The sequence below is a fragment of the Nonomuraea sp. GTA35 genome (genome assembly GCF_041950525.1).
In the GTDB taxonomy this organism is placed as follows: Bacteria; Actinomycetota; Actinomycetes; order Streptosporangiales; family Streptosporangiaceae; genus Nonomuraea.
In genome coordinates this window covers 355,667-374,046 of sequence record NZ_JBGNUV010000006.1, presented here as the reverse complement: position 1 = coordinate 374,046, position 18,380 = coordinate 355,667, and the positions used below count along the sequence as shown (strand labels likewise).

16 protein-coding genes and 1 riboswitch are annotated in these 18,380 nt (G+C 70.1%); of the genes, 9 read left to right on the top strand and 7 right to left on the bottom strand.

Annotation, left to right across the window (positions count from 1 at the left end; genetic code table 11):
* Positions 1 to 36: 36 nt before the first annotated feature.
* The 3 genes from ACBJ32_RS28340 to ACBJ32_RS28330 are packed head-to-tail and all read left to right on the top strand — an operon-like array spanning position 37 to position 3,793.
* On the top strand, positions 37 to 546 hold the full coding sequence (locus tag ACBJ32_RS28340; protein ID WP_375129265.1) for a PadR family transcriptional regulator: 510 nt from the start codon (positions 37 to 39) through the stop codon (positions 544 to 546).
* Positions 543 to 1,223 (top strand): ABC transporter ATP-binding protein, encoded by a 681-nt coding sequence (locus ACBJ32_RS28335; protein ID WP_375129264.1) that lies wholly within the window; start codon positions 543 to 545, stop codon positions 1,221 to 1,223. Before ACBJ32_RS28340 ends, ACBJ32_RS28335 begins: the two co-directional genes overlap by 4 nt.
* Positions 1,220 to 3,793, top strand: coding sequence for an FtsX-like permease family protein (locus ACBJ32_RS28330; protein ID WP_375129263.1), 2,574 nt, complete (start codon positions 1,220 to 1,222; stop codon positions 3,791 to 3,793). Before ACBJ32_RS28335 ends, ACBJ32_RS28330 begins: the two co-directional genes overlap by 4 nt.
* On the opposite strand, the gene ACBJ32_RS28325 is transcribed toward ACBJ32_RS28330, so the two are convergent.
* Both ACBJ32_RS28325 and ACBJ32_RS28320 read right to left on the bottom strand, forming a co-directional pair.
* Positions 3,753 to 5,114 carry an MFS transporter gene (locus tag ACBJ32_RS28325; protein ID WP_375129262.1) on the bottom strand — a complete coding sequence of 454 codons (1,362 nt, stop codon included), beginning with the start codon at positions 5,112 to 5,114 and terminating at the stop codon, positions 3,753 to 3,755. The genes ACBJ32_RS28330 and ACBJ32_RS28325 overlap by 41 nt on opposite strands.
* Before the next feature lie 69 nt (positions 5,115 to 5,183).
* Positions 5,184 to 5,945 (bottom strand): hypothetical protein, encoded by a 762-nt coding sequence (locus tag ACBJ32_RS28320; protein WP_357872235.1) that lies wholly within the window; start codon positions 5,943 to 5,945, stop codon positions 5,184 to 5,186.
* Between the two features lie 330 nt (positions 5,946 to 6,275).
* Here ACBJ32_RS28320 and serA point away from each other — a divergent pair, with 330 nt between their 5' ends.
* A complete protein-coding gene (serA, locus tag ACBJ32_RS28315; protein WP_375129261.1) occupies positions 6,276 to 7,865 on the top strand; it encodes a phosphoglycerate dehydrogenase in 1,590 nt (529 codons plus the stop codon).
* A 414-nt stretch (positions 7,866 to 8,279) separates the two neighbouring features.
* Here the strand turns inward: serA and ACBJ32_RS28310 are convergent, their stop codons facing one another.
* Positions 8,280 to 9,095 (bottom strand): class I SAM-dependent methyltransferase, encoded by an 816-nt coding sequence (locus ACBJ32_RS28310; protein WP_375129260.1) that lies wholly within the window; start codon positions 9,093 to 9,095, stop codon positions 8,280 to 8,282.
* Positions 9,096 to 9,195: 100 nt separating this feature from the next.
* On the opposite strand from ACBJ32_RS28310, the gene ACBJ32_RS28305 reads away from it, so the two are divergent.
* Entirely contained in the window at positions 9,196 to 9,585 is a 390-nt protein-coding gene (locus ACBJ32_RS28305; protein ID WP_357872244.1) for an SSI family serine proteinase inhibitor, read from the top strand.
* Positions 9,586 to 9,642: 57 nt separating this feature from the next.
* On the opposite strand, the gene ACBJ32_RS28300 is transcribed toward ACBJ32_RS28305, so the two are convergent.
* Positions 9,643 to 10,047: a C40 family peptidase gene (locus ACBJ32_RS28300; RefSeq protein ID WP_375129259.1), complete on the bottom strand. Its 405-nt coding sequence runs from the start codon at positions 10,045 to 10,047 to the stop codon at positions 9,643 to 9,645.
* 207 nt (positions 10,048 to 10,254) lie between these two features.
* Positions 10,255 to 10,399: riboswitch (cyclic di-AMP (ydaO/yuaA leader) on the bottom strand.
* A gap of 98 nt (positions 10,400 to 10,497) precedes the next feature.
* Here ACBJ32_RS28300 and ACBJ32_RS28295 point away from each other — a divergent pair.
* Both ACBJ32_RS28295 and ACBJ32_RS28290 read left to right on the top strand, forming a co-directional pair.
* Positions 10,498 to 11,535 carry a 3-isopropylmalate dehydrogenase gene (locus ACBJ32_RS28295; protein ID WP_375129258.1) on the top strand — a complete coding sequence of 346 codons (1,038 nt, stop codon included), beginning with the start codon at positions 10,498 to 10,500 and terminating at the stop codon, positions 11,533 to 11,535.
* 225 nt (positions 11,536 to 11,760) lie between these two features.
* Complete coding sequence (locus ACBJ32_RS28290) at positions 11,761 to 12,858, top strand: branched-chain amino acid aminotransferase (protein ID WP_357872253.1); 1,098 nt, start codon at positions 11,761 to 11,763, stop codon at positions 12,856 to 12,858.
* 31 nt (positions 12,859 to 12,889) lie between these two features.
* On the opposite strand, the gene ACBJ32_RS28285 is transcribed toward ACBJ32_RS28290, so the two are convergent.
* Together ACBJ32_RS28285 and ACBJ32_RS28280 are read right to left on the bottom strand one after the other, a co-directional pair.
* Positions 12,890 to 13,429, bottom strand: coding sequence for a Uma2 family endonuclease (locus ACBJ32_RS28285; protein WP_375129257.1), 540 nt, complete (start codon positions 13,427 to 13,429; stop codon positions 12,890 to 12,892).
* Positions 13,430 to 13,503: 74 nt separating this feature from the next.
* The gene (locus ACBJ32_RS28280; RefSeq protein ID WP_357872258.1) at positions 13,504 to 14,148 is read right to left on the bottom strand and encodes an O-methyltransferase; all 645 of its coding nucleotides are present in this window, start codon (positions 14,146 to 14,148) and stop codon (positions 13,504 to 13,506) included.
* 59 nt (positions 14,149 to 14,207) lie between these two features.
* Between ACBJ32_RS28280 and ACBJ32_RS28275 the strand changes: the two genes are divergently transcribed.
* Positions 14,208 to 14,855 carry a thioredoxin domain-containing protein gene (locus ACBJ32_RS28275; RefSeq protein ID WP_357872261.1) on the top strand — a complete coding sequence of 216 codons (648 nt, stop codon included), beginning with the start codon at positions 14,208 to 14,210 and terminating at the stop codon, positions 14,853 to 14,855.
* Positions 14,856 to 15,062: 207 nt separating this feature from the next.
* A complete protein-coding gene (gene cimA / locus ACBJ32_RS28270; protein ID WP_375129256.1) occupies positions 15,063 to 16,640 on the top strand; it encodes a citramalate synthase in 1,578 nt (525 codons plus the stop codon).
* A gap of 1 nt (position 16,641) precedes the next feature.
* Here the strand turns inward: cimA and ACBJ32_RS28265 are convergent, their stop codons facing one another.
* Positions 16,642 to 18,297: a heparinase II/III family protein gene (locus ACBJ32_RS28265; protein WP_375129255.1), complete on the bottom strand. Its 1,656-nt coding sequence runs from the start codon at positions 18,295 to 18,297 to the stop codon at positions 16,642 to 16,644.
* Positions 18,298 to 18,380 lie beyond the last annotated feature (83 nt).

Sequence of the window (18,380 nt, the reverse complement as noted above, 5' to 3'; positions counted from 1 at the left end):
TGCCCTAGACATACTGAGTATGCATACTCAGTATCCATGTCGATCAGGCACGGGCTGCTGGCCTTGCTGAGTAGCGGACCGCGGTACGGCTATCAGCTGCGGGTGGAGTTCGAGGCGTCCACGGGGGCGACCTGGCCGCTGAACATCGGCCAGGTCTACACGACGCTCTCCCGCCTGGAACGCGACGGGCTCGTCGCGCCCGGCGGCGCCGACGAGCAGGGCCGCGCGGTCTACACGATCACCGAGGCCGGTCGGGAGGAGCTGGGGCGATGGTTCAGCACCCCCGTCGCCCAGACCGACCGGCCCCGGGACGAGCTCGCGATCAAGATCGCGATGGCCGTGGCGGGCGGCGTGGACGTCGCCGAGGTCATCCACACGCAGCGCGCCGCCACCATGCGCGCCCTGCAGGAGCTCACGAGGGCCAAACGGGCCGCCACCGGCGGCCTCGCGCAGCGGCTGGTCCTGGATTCGTTGATCTTCAAGGCCGAGGCGGAGCAGCGCTGGCTGGACCACTGCGAGGCCGTTTCCAAGGAGAAGAACCGATGAGTGTGGTGGAGCTGCGGGACGTCACCCGCGAGCACGGGCAGGTGCACGCGCTGAGGGGGGTGAGCCTGGAGGTCTCGGCGGGCGAGCTGGTCGCGGTCATGGGGCCGTCGGGGTCGGGCAAGTCCACGCTGCTCAACCTGGCCGGCGGCCTCGACCTGCCCACCTCCGGGACGGTGACGATCGAGGGCGAGGACCTCTCCCGGGTCAAGGACCTGGCCGCGCTCAGGCGGGGCCGCGTCGGGTACGTCTTCCAGGATCTGAACCTGATCCCGTCCCTGACCGCCGCCGAGAACGTGATGCTGCCCAGGGAGCTCGACGGCGTGCGCGCCGGGCAGGCCCGCGCCGAGGCGCTGGCCGTGCTGGCGGAGGTGGGCGTCGAGGAGATCGCCGACCGCTTCCCCGAGGAGCTGTCCGGCGGCCAGCGCCAGCGCGTGGCCATCGCCAGGGCGCTGGTCGGCGAGCGGCGGCTGCTGCTGGCCGACGAGCCGACCGGCGCGCTCGACACCGCCACCGGCGACGAGATCCTGGAGCTGCTGCGCGCCCGCTGCGACGCCGGCGCGGCCGTGCTGCTCGTCACCCACGAGCCGCGCTACGCCGCCTGGGCCGACCGGGTGATCCACCTGCGCGACGGGCTCGTCGCCGAGCCGAGCGCCGTGCGGCTGGAGAGCTCCCGATGAGCGCCCTGCGCGCCGCGCTGCGCATCTCCCGCAGGGACGCCCTGCGCGCCAGGGGCCGCACCGCCCTCGTCATGATCATGATCGGCCTGCCGGTGCTGGCCATCACGGCGCTGCTGACGTTGTCGGAGACCACGGACCTGACGGTGCGCGAGGAACTGCCCTCCCGGCTGGGCTCGGTGGCCGACGCGGCGGTCATGGCACACATGACCACGCTCCCCATCGAGCAGGATCCCGCCGGCCGCTTCGGCAACCAGAACCCGGACAAGACCGGCCCGCCGGCTCGCTGGACGACCGCCGAGGTGGCCCGGCTGACCGGCGGCAGGGCGCTCCCGTTCTACGACTACTCCACCGACGCCCGGCTCCAGGGCGGCTTCGACAGGGTGGACCTGCTGGAGATCGACCTGCGCGACCGGCTCGGCACGGGCTTGAGGACGCTGGCCGAGGGCAGGCTGCCGGCTTCGCCGCAGGAGATCGCGGTGACGCCCGCGCTGCTCGACCACGGTGTGACCGTCGGCGGCACGCTCCAGGTCACCCGGCGCGCCGAGCCGAAGCGCGTGGTCGGCGTCGTCGAGGACCCGACCCGGCCTGGCGTCCTGGAGGTGGTCGGCCTGTACGGCTCGGTGCTGGCGGACAAGGTCGATCCGCAGGGCAACGGCTGGCTGATCGACACCCCGGCTCCGGTCACCTGGGAGAAGGTGACCGAGCTGAACCGCGCCGGGCTCCGGGTGGCCTCCCGCGGGGTGATCGAGAGCCCGCGCGTGGAGGTGCACGAGTACGTCCACACCCAGCGTGACGATTGGCTCTGGCTGGCCGTCGCCGCGCTCCTCGTCGTCACCGAGACGGTCCTGCTGGCGGGTCCCGCGTTCGCCGTCGGGCTGCGGCGGCGCAGGCGGGAGCTGGCCGCCGTCGCCGCGCAGGGCGGTTCTCCCGGTCACCTGCGCGTGATCGTGCTGGCCGACGGCCTCGTGCTGGGTGGCGCGGCGGCCCTGCTCGGCGTCGCGCTGGGCATCGGCGTGGGTGCGGTCGCGGAGCCGATCGCGGCCAGGCTGCTGGACTGGCGCAGCGGCCCGGTGGACGTGCCGTGGGCGCCGGTGCTCGCTGTCGCCGCGCTCGGCCTGGCCAGCGCGCTGGTCGCGGCCGTGGCGCCGGCGATCCAGGCCGCGCGGCAGAGCCCGGCGCGGGTTCTCGCGGGCCGCCCGGACGAGGTGCGCGATCGAGCGAGCCGTCCGCTGGCCGGCCTCGTGCTGCTCGCGCTCGGGCTGGGCGCGACGATCTTCCTCTCGTCCGGGAGCGAGCTGGCCGTGGTGACGGCGTCCACCGTGGTCCTGTTCGGGCTGATCGTGCTGATGCCCTGGCTGGTCCGCCGCACCGGGCCGCCGGCCGCGCGCCTGCCGCTGCCGGCGCGCCTGTCGGTCCGGGACGCCACCCGGCACCGGGCCCGCACGGTCTCGGCGGTGGCCGCCGTCATGGCCGCCACGATGGGCGCGGTCACCGTCGGCCTGGCCTACACCAGCACCTACACCGCCGAACAGCGGATGAACCGGATCGAGGCCCCGGAGGGCACCTTGACCGTGAGCGTCGCCGGTGACGTGGACGAGGCGACCTGGGCCCGGGTCCGCACCGTCACCCAGGAGAGGCTGCCGGGAGCGAGTCTCGTGCCGGCGCTGGAGGCCCAGGACGGTGACGGGCGGAGCATGGCGACCATGCTCCAGTTCGAGTCCCGGGAATGCACCGGCGACTGCACGCAGTACGGCATGACCTATTTCGACGTGCCGGTCGGGGATGCCCGGCTGCTCGCCCTGCTCCAGGGCCGGAGGGATCCGCAGGCGGCGGCTGCTCTCGCGGCCGGCAAGATCGTGGTGTTCGACGCCCGGTTGGTCAGCGACGGCGCCGTCAGCATGACCTTGCTGTACAGGAACGGCCAGATCGGCAGGGAGGCGATCCGGGTGCCGGCCGTGGTGGCGCAGGGGGCACAGCCGGACCAGGGCGGCGCCGTGGTCCCCGCCTCGGTGCTGGCGGCGGCCGGTTACGGGACGGCCGAGCGGCGGATCTACGTTTCGCCGGCCTCGAGCGGCGGGCATTTCCGCGATCGGCAGGACGTGCAGCGCTTCGGCGGTGACCTGCAGTCGGTGGCGGCCGGCGCCTACGCCGCGCTGGCCGAGGACCACACCGGCCAGAAGCTCATGATCCTGCTGACCGCGGCGCTGGGCGCGGCGGTGGTCCTGGTGCTCGGCGGCACGTTCGCGGCGACGGGGCTCGCCGTGGCCGACATGCGCCGGGATCTGGACACCCTGTCGGCCGTGGGCGCCCGGCCGGGGACCCGCAGGATGGTGGTGGCGGCACAGGCCGGCTACATCGCGGGGCTGGGCGCCGTCATCGGGCTGATGGCGGGCGCGGTCACCGGAAGCGCTCTGTCGGCGTCCATGGCCTCGATGTGGGGCCAGGACAACCCGGTCGTCGTGCCGTGGTGGTTCCTGGCCGTCCTGGTGCTCGGCCTGCCCCTGCTGGCGGCCGTGCTCTCCGGGCTGTTCACCCGGACGAGGATGGAGCTGGCGCGGCGGGTGGCGTGAGCCGGTACTTCAGCGTGATCAGCGCCGAAGCGAAGATGATCAGCGCGGGGATCGCGGTCTGACCGATCAGGACCGCGGTCACCGCGCTGTCCGGCTGCTGCACGGGCGTGCTGGGGTCGGACTCGATGAAGCCGCCGATCGTCAGGATGATGCCGAAGATCAGCGCGCCGAACGAGCTGAACCCGCTCTCGATGGCCGTCCACAGGCCGGTCAGCACCCCGGCCCGCCGCTTGCCGGTGGTGACCGCGTCCGCCGCGATCACGTCCGCGAGCATGGAGAACTGCATGAGCTGCAGCCCGGCGTACCCGACGCCGACCAGCAGGATCGTCAGGTGCGCCCACAGCGGGCCGAACAGCGGCGTGGCCATGGCGGCCGTCGTGCCGCCGCCGAACAGCAGGATCGCCAGGATCATCGCGCCGCGCTTGTCGAGGCGCCTGGCCACCCGCACCCACAGCGGCATCGTGAGCAGGATCGGGCCGACCAGCACGGCGAAGAGCGTCTGCGTGGCCGCGGCCGAGCCCAGCGTGTACGTGGCGAAGTAGGGCGCGGCGGCCAGCATCATGCTGACGGCCAGCATCTGCACGCAGGCCAGCACCGTCAGCCACAGGAACGCCGGGTTGCCCCTGATCGCGGCGAACTGCTCGCGCCACCCGCCGCGGTCCGGCTCCGGGGCGCCGGTCATGGGGGCGCGGGCGGTGCCGAAGAACGAGCCGAGCATGGCGAGGAGCAGGATGCCCGCGATCGTGACCGCCATCAGCCGGTAGCTGCCCAGCGTGCCGTCCCCGCCCTCGCTCGTGGCCAGGACCGGCGCGAGGATGCCGCTGATGGCGGTGGCCGCGCCGATGAACACCATCCGCCACTGCAGCAGCGACGTGCGCTCGTGGTAGTCGTTGGTCATCTCGCCGGGCATCGCCTTGTACGGCACCTCGAACAGCGCGTACGCCGTCGCCGCGGCCAGGAAGCACGCCCCCACGTACAGCGCCGCCGGCACCCCGGTCAGCGGCGGCCCCGCGAACACCAGGAAGAACGTGATCGGCAGCGTGCACGCCCCGGCCAGCAGCCAGGGCCGGCGCGGCCCCCAGCGCGAGACCGTCCGGTCGGACCAGCGCCCGACCAGGGGGTTGATGATCAGGTCCCAGACCTTCGGCGCGGTGACCACGACACCGGCCAGCCACGCGGGCACGGCCAGGAAGTTCGTCATGTAGAACAGCAGCAGCAGCCCGGGCACGCCGTTGAAGGTGGCCGTGCAGAACGAGCCCACCCCGTAGCCGAGGCGCACGCCCTTCGGAACGCTGGCCGTGCCCACCGCCGGTGTGATCATCCCCTCATTAGAACCGAGCGAGGGATTGTTTGGGAGGGCCCAGTTTTTCCCGGGCCCTCCGCCACGGGCCTAGTCCGAGACGTTGGCGCAGACGACGTGCGCGCCGATCTCGATCATGCGGCGCTCGCTGCGCGCGTCGGCCACCCTGGCCATCAGGATCGGCGCCCCGGAGGCGGCGAACTGCGGCAGCCGGGCGCGTACCAGGCGGTGCAGGTCGCGCACGACGTCCTCGGCGGCCGACATGTGCACCTTCACGTGCAGCATGATCCCGGTCGCCCCGGACGCGGTGCCGGCCTCGGAGATCCAGACGTGGTGCACGAGCGGGAAGTCCATGAGCAGGTACGCGATCGCCTGCCGCAGCGCGGGCAGGATCGGGTGCGTGCACCGGCGGTAACCCGGATCCACCTGCTGCATCGGCCCCGACAGGTGCGGCCGGGGCGCGGGCACCCAGGGCAGCGAGGGGGCGTGCGGGCTCGGCGGGGCCACCTGGGCCAGCGCGGCACCCCTCGACACGGTGGCCATCGCGCCCGTGGCGTAGGCGGCGGGAACCGCCCCCGACAGGACAGGCGTGGGCCCGGTGCGTGTCGTGGTCATGAAGTGCTGGAGATCGTCGATGGGCACGGCCGCGGCGGCTGGTCCGGCCGCGTCGATGACGATCTCGCGCACCCCGGTGACGCGCTGGATGTCCAGGATGGTGTCGGCGTCGCAGGCCGACAGGGAATGGCTGCCGCGGTGTCTGGCATAGGTCGCTGGGCTGGTGTATCCGAGCAGGACCCGGTCACCGGCCTGTGTCGTCCCCAGGACGACGGAACGATCTGGTCGCACTGCCACCAGGACTCCACCGTCGGCAAGAGCGCCCAGCAGGCGATGGGGCGTGCCATGCTGTGCGAGCACGTCGGCAAGCGCAGGATTCCCGATGCTCATATGACGAACCATAGGTAGTCGGCCACGGCTTATCAGGCTAATGGCGAATAAATCTCCCGATCAAGACAAAGATGTGAGCGGAGTGGATGAGTTTGCCGCGAGCTGGGTACGCCGGGTTCCGTCTCACATGCTGGCCCCTCGTGAATACGTTCACAAGCTGCGGATACACTCTGTGGGACCGCTGGGGGGTTCCGTGGACGGTGACCCCCCTCCGCCGTGCCTTAAGGATGCACAGACGTGAACAAGCCCGTCGTTCTGGTCGCAGAGGAGCTGTCCGAGGCTGGCCTCGCCGTACTCGGTGCTGATTTCGAGGTCCGCCACACCGACGGCGCCGACCGTTCCCAGTTCCTGCCCGCTCTCGCCGACGTGGACGCGCTCATCGTGCGCTCCGCCACCCAGGTCGACGCCGAGGCGATCGCCGCGGCCCCCAAGCTGCGCGTGGTCGCCCGCGCCGGTGTCGGGCTCGACAACGTCGACGTCGAGGCGGCCACCAAGGCCGGTGTCATGGTCGTGAACGCCCCGACCTCCAACATCACCAGCGCCGCCGAGCAGACGATCGCCCTCATCCTGGCCAGCGCGCGCAACACGGCCCAGGCCCACGCCGCGCTGAAGAACGGCGAGTGGAAGCGGTCGAAGTACACCGGTGTCGAGCTCGACGAGAAGGTCATCGGCATCCTCGGCCTGGGCAAGATCGGCCAGCTCGTGGCGCAGCGCCTGCAGCCGTTCGGCGTCGAGCTGATCGCCTACGACCCCTACCTGCCGCCGGCCCGCGCCGCGCAGATGGGCGTCAAGCTGCTCAGCCTCGAAGAGGTGCTCAAGCAGGCCGACTTCCTCACCGTGCACCTGCCCAAGTCCAAGGAGACGATCGGGCTCATCGGTGACAAGGAGCTGCACCAGGTCAAGCCGAGCGTCCGCATCGTCAACGTGGCCCGCGGCGGCATCGTGGACGAGAGCGCGCTCTACTCGGCGATCAAGGAGGGCCGGGTCGCGGGAGCCGGCCTGGACGTCTTCTCCAAGGAGCCGTGCACCGACAGCCCGCTGTTCGAGCTGGACCAGGTCGTCGTCACGCCGCACCTCGGCGCCTCCACGCACGAGGCCCAGGAGAAGGCCGGCACCCAGGTCGCGCGGAGCGTGAAGCTGGCGCTGGCGGGCGAGTTCGTGCCGGACGCGGTCAACGTCCAGGGCGGCGCCGTGGCCGAGGACGTCAAGCCGGGCCTGCCGCTGGCCGAGAAGCTCGGCCGCGTCTTCACCGCGCTGGCCGGCGAGGTGGCCACCAAGCTCGACGTCGAGGTGCGCGGCGAGATCGCCGCCCAGGACGTGCGGGTGATCGAGCTGGCCGCGCTCAAGGGCGTCTTCGCCGACGTGGTCGAGGAGCAGGTCACCTACGTCAACGCGCCGCTGCTGGCCAAGGACCGCGGCATCACCGTCGAGCTGGTCACCAGCTCCGAGAGCCCCGACTGGCGCAACGTGGTGACCGTGCGCGGCGTGCTCGCCGACGGCCGCACCGTGTCGGTCTCCGGCACGCTCTCCGGCCCCCGGCAGATCACCAAGATCGTCGAGGTCAACGGCTACGAGATGGAGATCGAGCCGACGGCCCACCTGTGCTTCTACACCTACACCGACCGCCCCGGCATCGTCGGCGTGGTGGGCAGGCTCCTGGGCGAGCACAGCATCAACATCGCCTCGATGCAGGTGGCCCGTGACGTCAAGGGCGGCAAGGCGCTCATCGCGCTGACCGTCGACTCCGCCATCCCCGCCGAGGTCGTCGAGCAGATCGGGTCCGAGATCGGCGCCGAGAGCGGCCGCTCGGTGGACCTGGAGGACTGACCTCCCGGATCTCGCGCAGGGCCGTCACCCGTCCGGGTGGCGGCCCTTTGCGTCTCAGCATGCAAGATACTAGGACTTCCGAGCAGATCCTCGGGTACTGTGGCTGCTAATGCGCCAGGTGTTCGTACTCATTGCCTGCCGCGGCGGGGCCTGTTAGGGCAGGTCGACGACCCGCCGCGGAGTGCGGCGTTGTGTCGGCCAGTAAGTCCCATTCGTCCGGTCCGTGACCCGGACCACGAGATCAGGCCCGGTCGGATTCGCGACCGGAGTCCGGCTTCCCACTGGAACGCGTCCGCGAAATGAGCTGAGTCACATGTACGACATGTACGCCTGGAACCGCACCGAAGAGCAGCAGGACGAGGCCGCCGAGGCCCTGCAGACCGCGCTGGACCGCCGCGACAACGGCGGCGCCCCTCAGAATTCGAGCCGGTAGAAGACGGCTGTCCGCCGTAGCGCGGGCACGAGCTTGATGACCGAGGCCACCGTCCGGTGCACGGCCGACAGGCGATCGAAGCCGTCGATGTCGAACGCGCTCACCACCTCCAGGCAGCGCAGCCCCGGATGGATGGCCCGCAGCGCGGCGGGGCCGTCGATCGCCCAGTGCATCGTGGCCCCGGCCTTCCGCACGGGTTTGTTGAGCCGCTGCAGCCGCAGCCCGAGCGGGCTCAGGGCGTCGAAGACGAACCCGCCGCCCGGGAAGCGGTCCACGATCGCCCGCAGCAGCGCGGGGCCTTCGCTCCGGTCGAGGTAGTAGAGCAGGCCCTCCGCGACGACCAGCGCGGGAGCGTCCGCGGGCACCCGCTCCAGCCAGCCCAGGTCGGTGACCGAGGTGCCGATCAGGTCGTGGCCCGGCCGCTCGGGGAACAGCCGCCGGCGCAGCTCGACGACCTCCGGATAGTCCACGTCGTACCAGCGCACGGACGGCGGCGGGTCCATCCGGTACACCCGGGTGTCGAGCCCGCAGCCCAGGTGCAACACGGTCGCCCCGGGACGGGCGCCGAGGAACTCGCCCGCCCACCTGTCGATGAAGCGTGCCCGCAGTGCCACGGCCCTGGCCATCCTGGCGTCGAGCCCGGTCTCGCGGAAGTCGTGGTCGATCCGCTCGATCGCCTCCGCCGCCATCCGGTCGCCGAGTATCGGGTGCGGGGAGGTCGCGTCGAGCGCTCTGCCGTACAGGGTGGCCAGGAGCGTCGCCTTCTCCCCGGTCAGGTGCACCTTCTCGGATGACATATCCGACACGCTACGCCCGTGGTACCAACACCTGCCCTTCTGGATACGAAGAGTGTTGATAGCGTCGCTATACGTGTTCATCCATGCAGGAGGTTCCCCCATGCGCGCTTCCCTGAGCGTGATCCGTCGCGCCGCGACCGTAGCCCTGCCCGCTCTGACCGTCGCGGCGCTGCTCGCCGTCCCCGCCCACGCGCAGGAGTCCTACCTGCGCATCACCACCTACCACGGCGGCAGCACCACGCAGTGGTTCCTGACCTGCCGTCCGGAAGGCGGCGTCCACCCCGACCCCGTCGCCGCCTGCGACAGGCTGGACGAGTTCGGCGGCGACCTGGACCGGATCAGGTACCGGCCGGACGTGCCCTGCCCGAAGATCTTCGACCCGGTGCACGTCGAGATCCGGGGCGACTATCGGGGCGAGCCGAAGGACTTCGCCGACGACTACCCGAACCCGTGCTTCGTGGCGCACCTCGCCGCCCCGATCGTGCCCTGACCGCCTGCTGAGGAGGACGAGCGGCCCCGCGGGGGAAAGCGGGGCCGCTCGGGCTTCTCAGAGGGTGGCGGTCACGTCGGCGGGCACGGTTTCGCGGCGCTGTTCGAGCTGTTCGGCCCACTGGCGCACGCCCTTGGGGTCCGGCCGGACAGCGCCGACGAAGGCCTGCCTGCGCCAGTGGGAGAGCTTCTCCTCCTTCACCACGTCGCCCGACCGCGGCGCGTGCACCATGTGGCCGGGCTTGGAGATCATCCCGACGTGGCCCAGGTTGCTGAAGAACACCAGGTCGCCGGGTCTTAGATCGTTCCAGGAGATCTTCCTGGAGAAGGCCCCGTACTGCTCGCGGGCCGTTCTCGGCAGGTCGATCCCCGCCTTCTCGTACGCCCGGAGCATGAGCCCCGAGCAGTCGTACCCTCGATCGCTGGTTCCGCCCCAGACGTACGGGATGCCGCGCTTGTCCATGGCGTAGTCGAGGGCGATCTTCCAGGCGGGTCTGGGCGCCTGGGCCTGCCTGATGCGCCGGATCTCGGCGCCGGTGAGGGTGGTGGTGTCCTTGTCGGTGGCGGACCGGGCGGCGACCTCGTCGCCGGTGGCCGCCTGGGCGGCGGGGGTGGCCAGGATGAGTCCGGCAGAAGCTGCTGCCAGGACGATGGCGGTGCGAGACAGAGCACTGTCCTTCCATACGGCCGACCGGGTTAGCTGACGGGCTCGGGCCTGGAAGACAGCCCTACGGCGCTGACCGCCGATTCGCCCCTGGGGGAAAGTGGGTCCCCGGCTCCACGCAGCGGCTGCGTGGATTAGGCTCGACGGACTCTAACGAAACGGTCAAAAGGTCGCAATCCCCCCAAACCGGACGTCCGGAAAATGAGATGGTGTGTTCGTCAGACGAGACGAGCCGGTATGGTTGCCGTCATGGAGTCGCGTAACATCCGCCTGGCCGTCATCCCTGGGGATGGCATCGGCACCGAGGTCGTCGCCGAAGGGCTCAAGGTCCTGGAGGCAGTAGGCACGAAGATCGAGCCCACGCACTACGACCTGGGGGCCGCACGCTACCACCGTACCGGCGAGACTCTCCCCGACTCGGTGCTCGACGAGCTGCGCGGCTACGACGCGATCCTGCTCGGCGCCATCGGCGACCCCAGCGTGCCGCCCGGCATCCTCGAGCGCGACCTCCTGCTGCGACTCCGCTTCGCCTTCGACCACTACGTCAACCTGCGGCCGGTCAAGCTGTTCCCCGGCGTGGCGACCCCCCTGGCCGGCACGCCGACGGAGAACATCGACATGATCGTCGTGCGTGAGGGCACCGAGGGCCTCTACGCCGGCACGGGCGGCGTCATGCGGCGCGGCACGCCGCACGAGATCGCCACCCAGGAGTCGCTCAACACCGCCCACGGCGTCGAGCGCGTGGTGCGTTACGCGTTCGAGAAGGCCAAGACCCGGCCGCGCAGGAAGCTGACCCTCGTCCACAAGACGAACGTGCTCACCTTCGCCGGCGACCTGTGGCAGCGCACGGTCAACCGCGTGGCCGAGGAGTACCCGGAGGTCAGCACCGACTACTGCCACATCGACGCGGCCTCGATGTTCTTCGTGACCCAGCCCGAGCGCTTCGACGTGGTCGTCACCGACAACCTGTTCGGCGACATCATCACCGACCTCGGCGCGGCCATCGCCGGCGGCATCGGCCTGGCGGCCAGCGGCAACATCAACCCGGAGGGCGCGGCGCCCAGCATGTTCGAGCCGGTGCACGGCAGCGCCCCCGACATCGCCGGCCAGGGCAAGGCCGACCCCACCGCGACCATCCTGTCCGTCTCCATGCTCCTCGACCACCTCGGCCTGCACGACGAGGCGGCCAGGGTCGAGCGGGCGGTCGCCGACGACATCGCCGAGCGCGGGGCAAGCCGCAGCACCAGCGAGATCGGCGACGACATCACCGCGCGAGTATCCGGCTAGGACCGCCTAGCCCCGTACGCGCCTGGCGGTCCGAGGAGGACTGCCGGGCGCGTTTTCGTGTACCCAGGCCACGGCGGTAATCGGGCCAACCCCCCATCAACCGCTTGCCATCCCATATAGCGAGACAATAGGAAGTACGGACCGCCCCCGGGAGCGCGACAGCTCCCGGAGGGGTGACCGGATTCCGGTAGATTTCGGTAGACCGTAGAGAGAAGGACCGCCGTCATGACCATCGCTCAGAAGCTCAGCTTCGACGTGCAGCTATCCGACCACGCTCGCACCGCAGCCGAGCGGGAGCAGGTACTGGCGAACCCCGGATTCGGGCAGACGTTCACCGATCACATGATCTCGATCGACTACACCGAGGGCGAGGGCTGGCACGACGCCAGGCTCATGCCGTACGGTCCGCTCTCGCTCGACCCCGCCACCTCGGTCTTCCACTACGCGCAGGAGCTGTTCGAGGGCCTGAAGGCCTACCGGCAGATCGGCGGCTCGATCGTCACCTTCCGCCCGTACGCCAACGCCGGCCGCTTCAACCGCTCGGCCGCGCGCATGGCCATGCCCGAGCTGCCGGAGGAGACGTTCGTCGAGTCGCTGGAGCTGCTCGTCCAGACCGACAAGGAGTGGGTGCCCACCACCGAGGGGCACAGCCTCTACCTGCGCCCCTTCATGATCGCCACCCAGGCGGGGCTCGGGGTCAACTACCCGTCGAAGACCTACAAGTACATGGTCATCGCCTCGCCGGCGGCCTCGTACTTCACCGGTGGCGTCAAGCCCGTCTCCGTCTGGCTGTCCACCGAGTACACCCGCGCCGCCCCCGGCGGCACCGGCTTCGCCAAGTGCGGCGGCAACTACGCCGCGGCGTTCGTGGCGCAGCGGCAGGCGGTGGAGAACGGCTGCGACCAGGTCGTGTGGCTGGACGCGCAGGAGCACCGGTACGTCGAGGAGATGGGCGGGATGAACCTGTTCTTCGTCTTCGGCGACAAGCTCGTCACGCCCGCCCTCACCGGCACCCTGCTGCCCGGCATCACCCGCGAGTCGATCCTGGAGCTGGCCGGCGACCTGGGGCTGGAGACGGAGGAGCGGCTCATCACGGTGGACGAGTGGCAGGAGGCGAGCGCGTCCGGCGACCTCACCGAGGTGTTCGCGTGCGGCACGGCGGCCGTGGTGACGCCGGTCGGCACGGTCAAGGGCGCCGACCGCTCCTGGACCGTGGCCGACGGCACGCCGGGCCCGGTGACGATGCGGGTGCGCGAGGAGCTCGTCGGCATCCAGTACGGCGCCCGCCCCGACACCCACAACTGGATCCACAAGATCGGCTGAACCGGCCGGTGGTGAGCCCTCCCGGCAGGGCTCACCACCATTCCCCGGTATTCAGCGACAATTCCCACGGCGCCGGCAGGAACAGCGGCTCGGTGAGCGTCGCGACCGTTTCCCGGCCGTATGCGCGGCCACCCGGCTCGCTGAAGAGCCGCACCGTCCGCTGCGCCGGATCGACCACCAGATAAAGCGGCACCCCGGCCGGCGAGTAACTGCGCGGCTTGACGTAGAAGTCGTCGTAGGAACTGCCCGAAGAAACGATGTCGACGAGCAGCAGCGTCGAATCCCCGTGCACCGCGTAATCCTTGTGCAACCGCGGCGCCCGGGGCACCACCGTCAGGTCGGGCACGTACCGATCGGCCTGACGGCCCAGGTAGACGGTGATGTTCGGCCAGATCTGCCAGCCCCGCTCGACCGCCGGGGCGAGCAGCCCGCGCAGCACCCGGAACATGCACGTGTTGTGCTGCCAGGTGCCCGCCTCGTTGACCACGATCCGGCCGCTCACCGTTTCCACCCGATATTCGGGGTGCAATTCACGCACGGTACGGAATCGCTCTTCGAGGGGCACGGCCATGCACTCCGTCCTTTCTGGCGGCGGAGTGACAGAGCGTATGCCGGAACGGGTGTGTGAATACAGGGCGTGCGGCGCTAGTTCTTTCTGATCAGCGTCATCCCGTCGGCCACGGGCAGCATCACGACGGTCACCCGGGGATCCTCCATCACCAGATCGTTGAACTGCCGCATCTGCACGGTCGTCGGCTCGTCGTGCGCGGGATCGGCCACCCAGCCCCGGCGCAGCGTGTTGTCCGCCAGGATCAGCCCGCCCGGCCGCAGCCGGTCCATCAGCAGCTCGTAGTAGACCGGGTAGTTCTGCTTGTCGGCGTCCAGGAAGGCCAGGTCGATCTGCTGGTCGAAGGCGGTGAGCGTGTCCGCGGCCGGCCCGATCGTGAGCGTCACCCGATCGTCGAGGCCCGCCTCGTGCCAGTAGCGGCGGGCGATGGACGTCCACTTCTCGCTGACGTCGAAGCAGTGCAGCGTGCCGCCGGACAGCCCGCGTGCGATGCAGATGGACGAATATCCGGTGAACGTTCCCACCTCCACGGCCACCCGAGGCGCCATGAGCTGCGTGATCATCGTGAGCAGCCGGCCCTGGTCGAAGGAGATCTGCATGGTCGCGTCCTCGCCCGCGACCTCGGCGGTCTCCCGCTCCAGCGCCGCCAGCAGGGGGTCGGGGGCTGTGGTGTGCTCGGACACGTACCGCGCTACGGCGGCGTCGAGGAGGTATGCCTTCATGCGGCCATTTGCTCCGTTTCGGGTAGGGTCTGCGCGATCAATGAGGTGAGAGTGGGCTGATGAAGAAGCGGTTGATGGCGGTCGCGCTGGCGTGCGTGGCGATCGCCGTACTCGGGGTGCTGGCATTCTCCCAGGCGGGCGCGTCGTCGTCCGGTGAGGTGACGCTCACCCGGCAGGCGGACGGCTCGATGGTCCTGGCCGACCTGGGGAGCGACGCTCCCGTGCTGGACGTGTACGAGGACTTCGACTGTCCCGTCTGCAAGGACATGCACTCCAAGGTAGACGCCACGATCAGGAAACTCGCGCAGGAGGGCAAGGTCAAGGTCGTCTTCCACACCGTGACGATCTTCGGGGACGAGCCCATGCGCTCCAACTCCATCCGCGCCGCCGCGGCCGCCCGCTGCGTCCCGGCGGCGAACTGGCTGGCGTTCAGGGACGAGGTGTACGCCATGCAGCCCGCGCCGCACGGCACGGCGTCCGGCTTCACCGTCGAGGAGCTGACCAGGGCCGCGCGCAAGGCGGGCGCGTCGGTGGACTCCTGCGTCACGTCGCAGACGTACGCCGAGGCGCACCTGGCGGAGACGGCCAAGATCCCGCTGCAGGGCACGCCGACCGTGGTGCTCGACGGCCAGATGCTGGGCAACGAGGCGTTCGACCCCGCCGCGCTGGAGCGCCTCGTCACCGGAGGCGTCGGCGTGCAGGTGTGAGCTGCGGTGTCCCATGTGGTGAGACCGGTGTGCCGAATGGTGAATGCGTATGGCAGACTGGACGGCACCATGTTCTACGGTCTGCTCATTATCGGCAGGCGCGCTGGCTGACACAGGGACACCGCCAGCGCGCAGACCTCTCACGTCCGTGAGGGGTCTTTTTGTTTTCCCGAACGCATACCCGACTTCCGCGGAGAAGAGAGACTCATGGCCGACGACCGCTTCCACGTATACGACACGACGCTGCGGGACGGCGCACAACAGGAGGGGCTCAACCTCACCGTCGCCGACAAGCTCGCCGTCGCGCGCCACCTGGACGGTCTGGGAGTCGGGTTCATCGAAGGGGGCTGGCCGGGCGCCAACCCCAAGGACACGGAGTTCTTCAGGCGCGCTCGAACAGAGCTCGACCTGAAGCACGCGCAACTAGCCGCGTTCGGCGCGACCCGCCGGGCAGGTGTGCAGGCCGCCGACGACCCTCTGGTGGCCGCCTTGCGCGAATCCGGCGCGCCGGTCGTGACCCTTGTCGCCAAGAGTCACGACCGGCACGTGGAGCTGGCCCTCCGCACGACTCTCCAGGAGAACCTCGCGATGATCCGCGACACGGTCTCTCACCTTCGTGCGGAGGGACAGCGAGTCTTCCTCGACGCCGAGCACTTCTTCGACGGCTACAAGTCCAACCCAGCCTACGCGCTGGAGGTGATCAGGACCGCCGCCGAGGCAGGCGCCGACGTCATCGCCCTGTGCGACACCAACGGCGGCATGCTCCCCGACGAGCTCGCCGAGATCGTCCAGGACGCCGTACGCACCAGCGCCCGCGTCGGCATCCACTGCCACGACGACACCGGCTGCGCCGTGGCCAACACCCTGGCGGCCGTCAAGGCCGGCGCCACCCACGTCCAGGGCTGCGCCAACGGCTACGGCGAGCGCTCCGGCAACGCCAACCTCTTCACGGTCGTGGCCAACCTCCAGCTCAAGCGCGGCTTCGAGCTCGTGCCGCAGGAGTCGCTGGCCGAGATGACCCGCATCGCCCACGCGATCACCGAGGTCACCAACGTCACCCCCAACTCCCACGCGCCCTACGTCGGCATGTCCGCCTTCGCCCACAAGGCCGGGCTGCACGCCAGCGCCATCAAGGTCGACCCCAACCTCTACCAGCACATCGACCCCGCCCAGGTGGGCAACGACATGCGCATGCTCGTCTCCGACATGGCGGGCCGCGCGTCGGTGGAGCTCAAGGGCCGCGAGCTCGGCTACGAGCTGACCCCCGAGCACACCAAGTCGCTGGTCGACCGGGTCAAGGACCTGGAGTCCAGGGGCTTCACCTTCGAGGCCGCCGACGCCTCGTTCGAGCTGCTGCTGCGCGACACCGTGCACGGGGAGCGCAAGCGCCACTTCGAGGTCGAGTCCTGGCGCGTGATCGTCGAGCGCACCAAGGGCGGCGAGCTGGTCAGCGAGGCCACGGTCAAGCTGCACGCCAAGGGCGAGCGCATCGTGGCCACCGGCGAGGGCAACGGCCCCGTCAACGCCCTCGACAAGGCCGTCCGCCAGGCGCTGGAGAAGCTCTACCCCGAGCTGGCCAAGCTGGAGCTGGTCGACTTCAAGGTCCGCATCCTCGAAGGCACCCACGGCAGCGACGCCATCACCCGGGTCCTCATCACCTCCAGCGACGAGACGGCCGAGTGGGCCACGGTCGGGGTGGCCGAGAACATCATCGACGCCTCCTGGCAGGCCCTGGAACAGGCGGTCACGTACGGCCTGCTCCGCGCGGGCCGCGACTGCAACTAGCTCAGATCAGCCCGGCGGAGAAGGACACGCCGTTCACGGTGACCTTCCCGCCGGAGCACGACACCTCGGGCGAGTCCGTCCCCGGCACGATCACCGTCAGCAGCGACTTCGCCGCCGGGGACACCACCACGTTCGTGGCCTGCTTCGACAGGTACGTGGGGGAGACCCAGCCCAGCTTGCCGCCCCGCTCCACCTTCTGCCCGCCGACCCTGTCGCACGACGAGAACTGCAGCAGGGTGACCTTGAACTTGCCGTCGCCCAGCACGACCTTGCCGCCGCCGTTGGAGACCACCCTGAGCGACGGGGCGAACCGCCAGATGTTGCTGACCTTCTTGCCGCCCGACGCCGTGTCCAGCACCGCCATCACGTCGTCGCCGTGGTGGACCAGCACCGACCTGGTACGGCTGACCCCGTACGCCTTGTCGGTCACCTTGAACGCCTGCCGGTCCTTGCCGTACGCGGTGTCGACGAGCTTGCTGGCCGTCCTCGGCCGGAACCTCGCGCCCACCACGGTCGGCACGTTGTGCGCCTCGGGAGAGAGCGTCCAGTAGCGGTAGGAGCTCTTCTCGTAGGAGTGGAACCCGCCGTCCACCAGGATGTCGCGGCCCTCGGCGTAGTACGTCACGCCCAGGTGGTCCTCGTGGCCGTGGAACTTCATGCCGGGACCGAACCTGATCGAGTAGTACGCCGACTCCGGCTTGCCCCAGGCGGTGCGGCCGAAGACGTAGCCGGCCCGGTACGCCTTGACCTCCTCCTTCGGCGTGCCCGTCTCCATCTTCGGCTCGGTCTCGGCACTGCCGTCGCCGATGGGCACCATGTAGCCGTTGGGCATGGTCGAGTGGGCGATGAAGGACTTCAGGGCCTCGGCCCGCTCGGCGATCGCGCCGGGCACCTTGCGGTCGCACGCCTTCATGTTCGTCATGGCGACCTGGAGGCGGCCGTACACGTACACCGCGTACCTCGGCGCCTGCTCCATGAGCGCGCCCTGGGAGTCCACGTCCAGCTTCACCGTGCTCGTCAGGCGGCTGGAGGCCAGGTTCGCCCAGTCCTTGCGGCCGTACCTGCAGCCGATGCCCATGAGCGCGATGTCCTGGTCGATGCCGTGGTTGTGGCCCTTCTTGTACAGGCTCGGGTTCGACAGCAGCTTGGCGTGCGTGGCCAGGCTGTCCTTCAGCCAGCTCGCGTTCACGTGCCTGCTGAGGCAGAGCAGCGGCTGGGTGCGCAGCGAGACCGGGTGGTCCTTCCAGACGTACGGCTGGGTGCCCCTGGCGCCGTACTTGTTGTGGTCCACCCAGTCCTTGGTGATCTCGGTGGCGCGGTCCAGGTAACGCTGCTCGCCGGTGTTCTCGTACTCGACGACGAGCGTGCCCATCCAGCGCAGCGACTGGAAGACGAACTCCCACGACCGGTTCCTGTACGGGCTGGCGTCCCAGTTGATGGTCCTGCCCAGCTTGTACGCGGGCAGCCCCACCAGCGAGATCTCGCCCTTCATGACGTCCTCGGCCGTCGGCGTGCCGGGCAGCCAGTCTCCCTGGCACTCGGCGGTGCGCGTCACCTTGTCGGCCGCCTGCGCCGGGCCCGCGACGGTGCCGGTCACCATGCCGGTCGCCGTGCCGGATGCGAGCATGAGGGCAAGAGGGATCGCGAGGCGGCGCACGCCAGGTTCCTTTCGGACAAAAAGGTGAAGGCGGAACATGCTTTCGGAATCTCGATCAACTGGTCAAGTTGAGTGCCCGATTC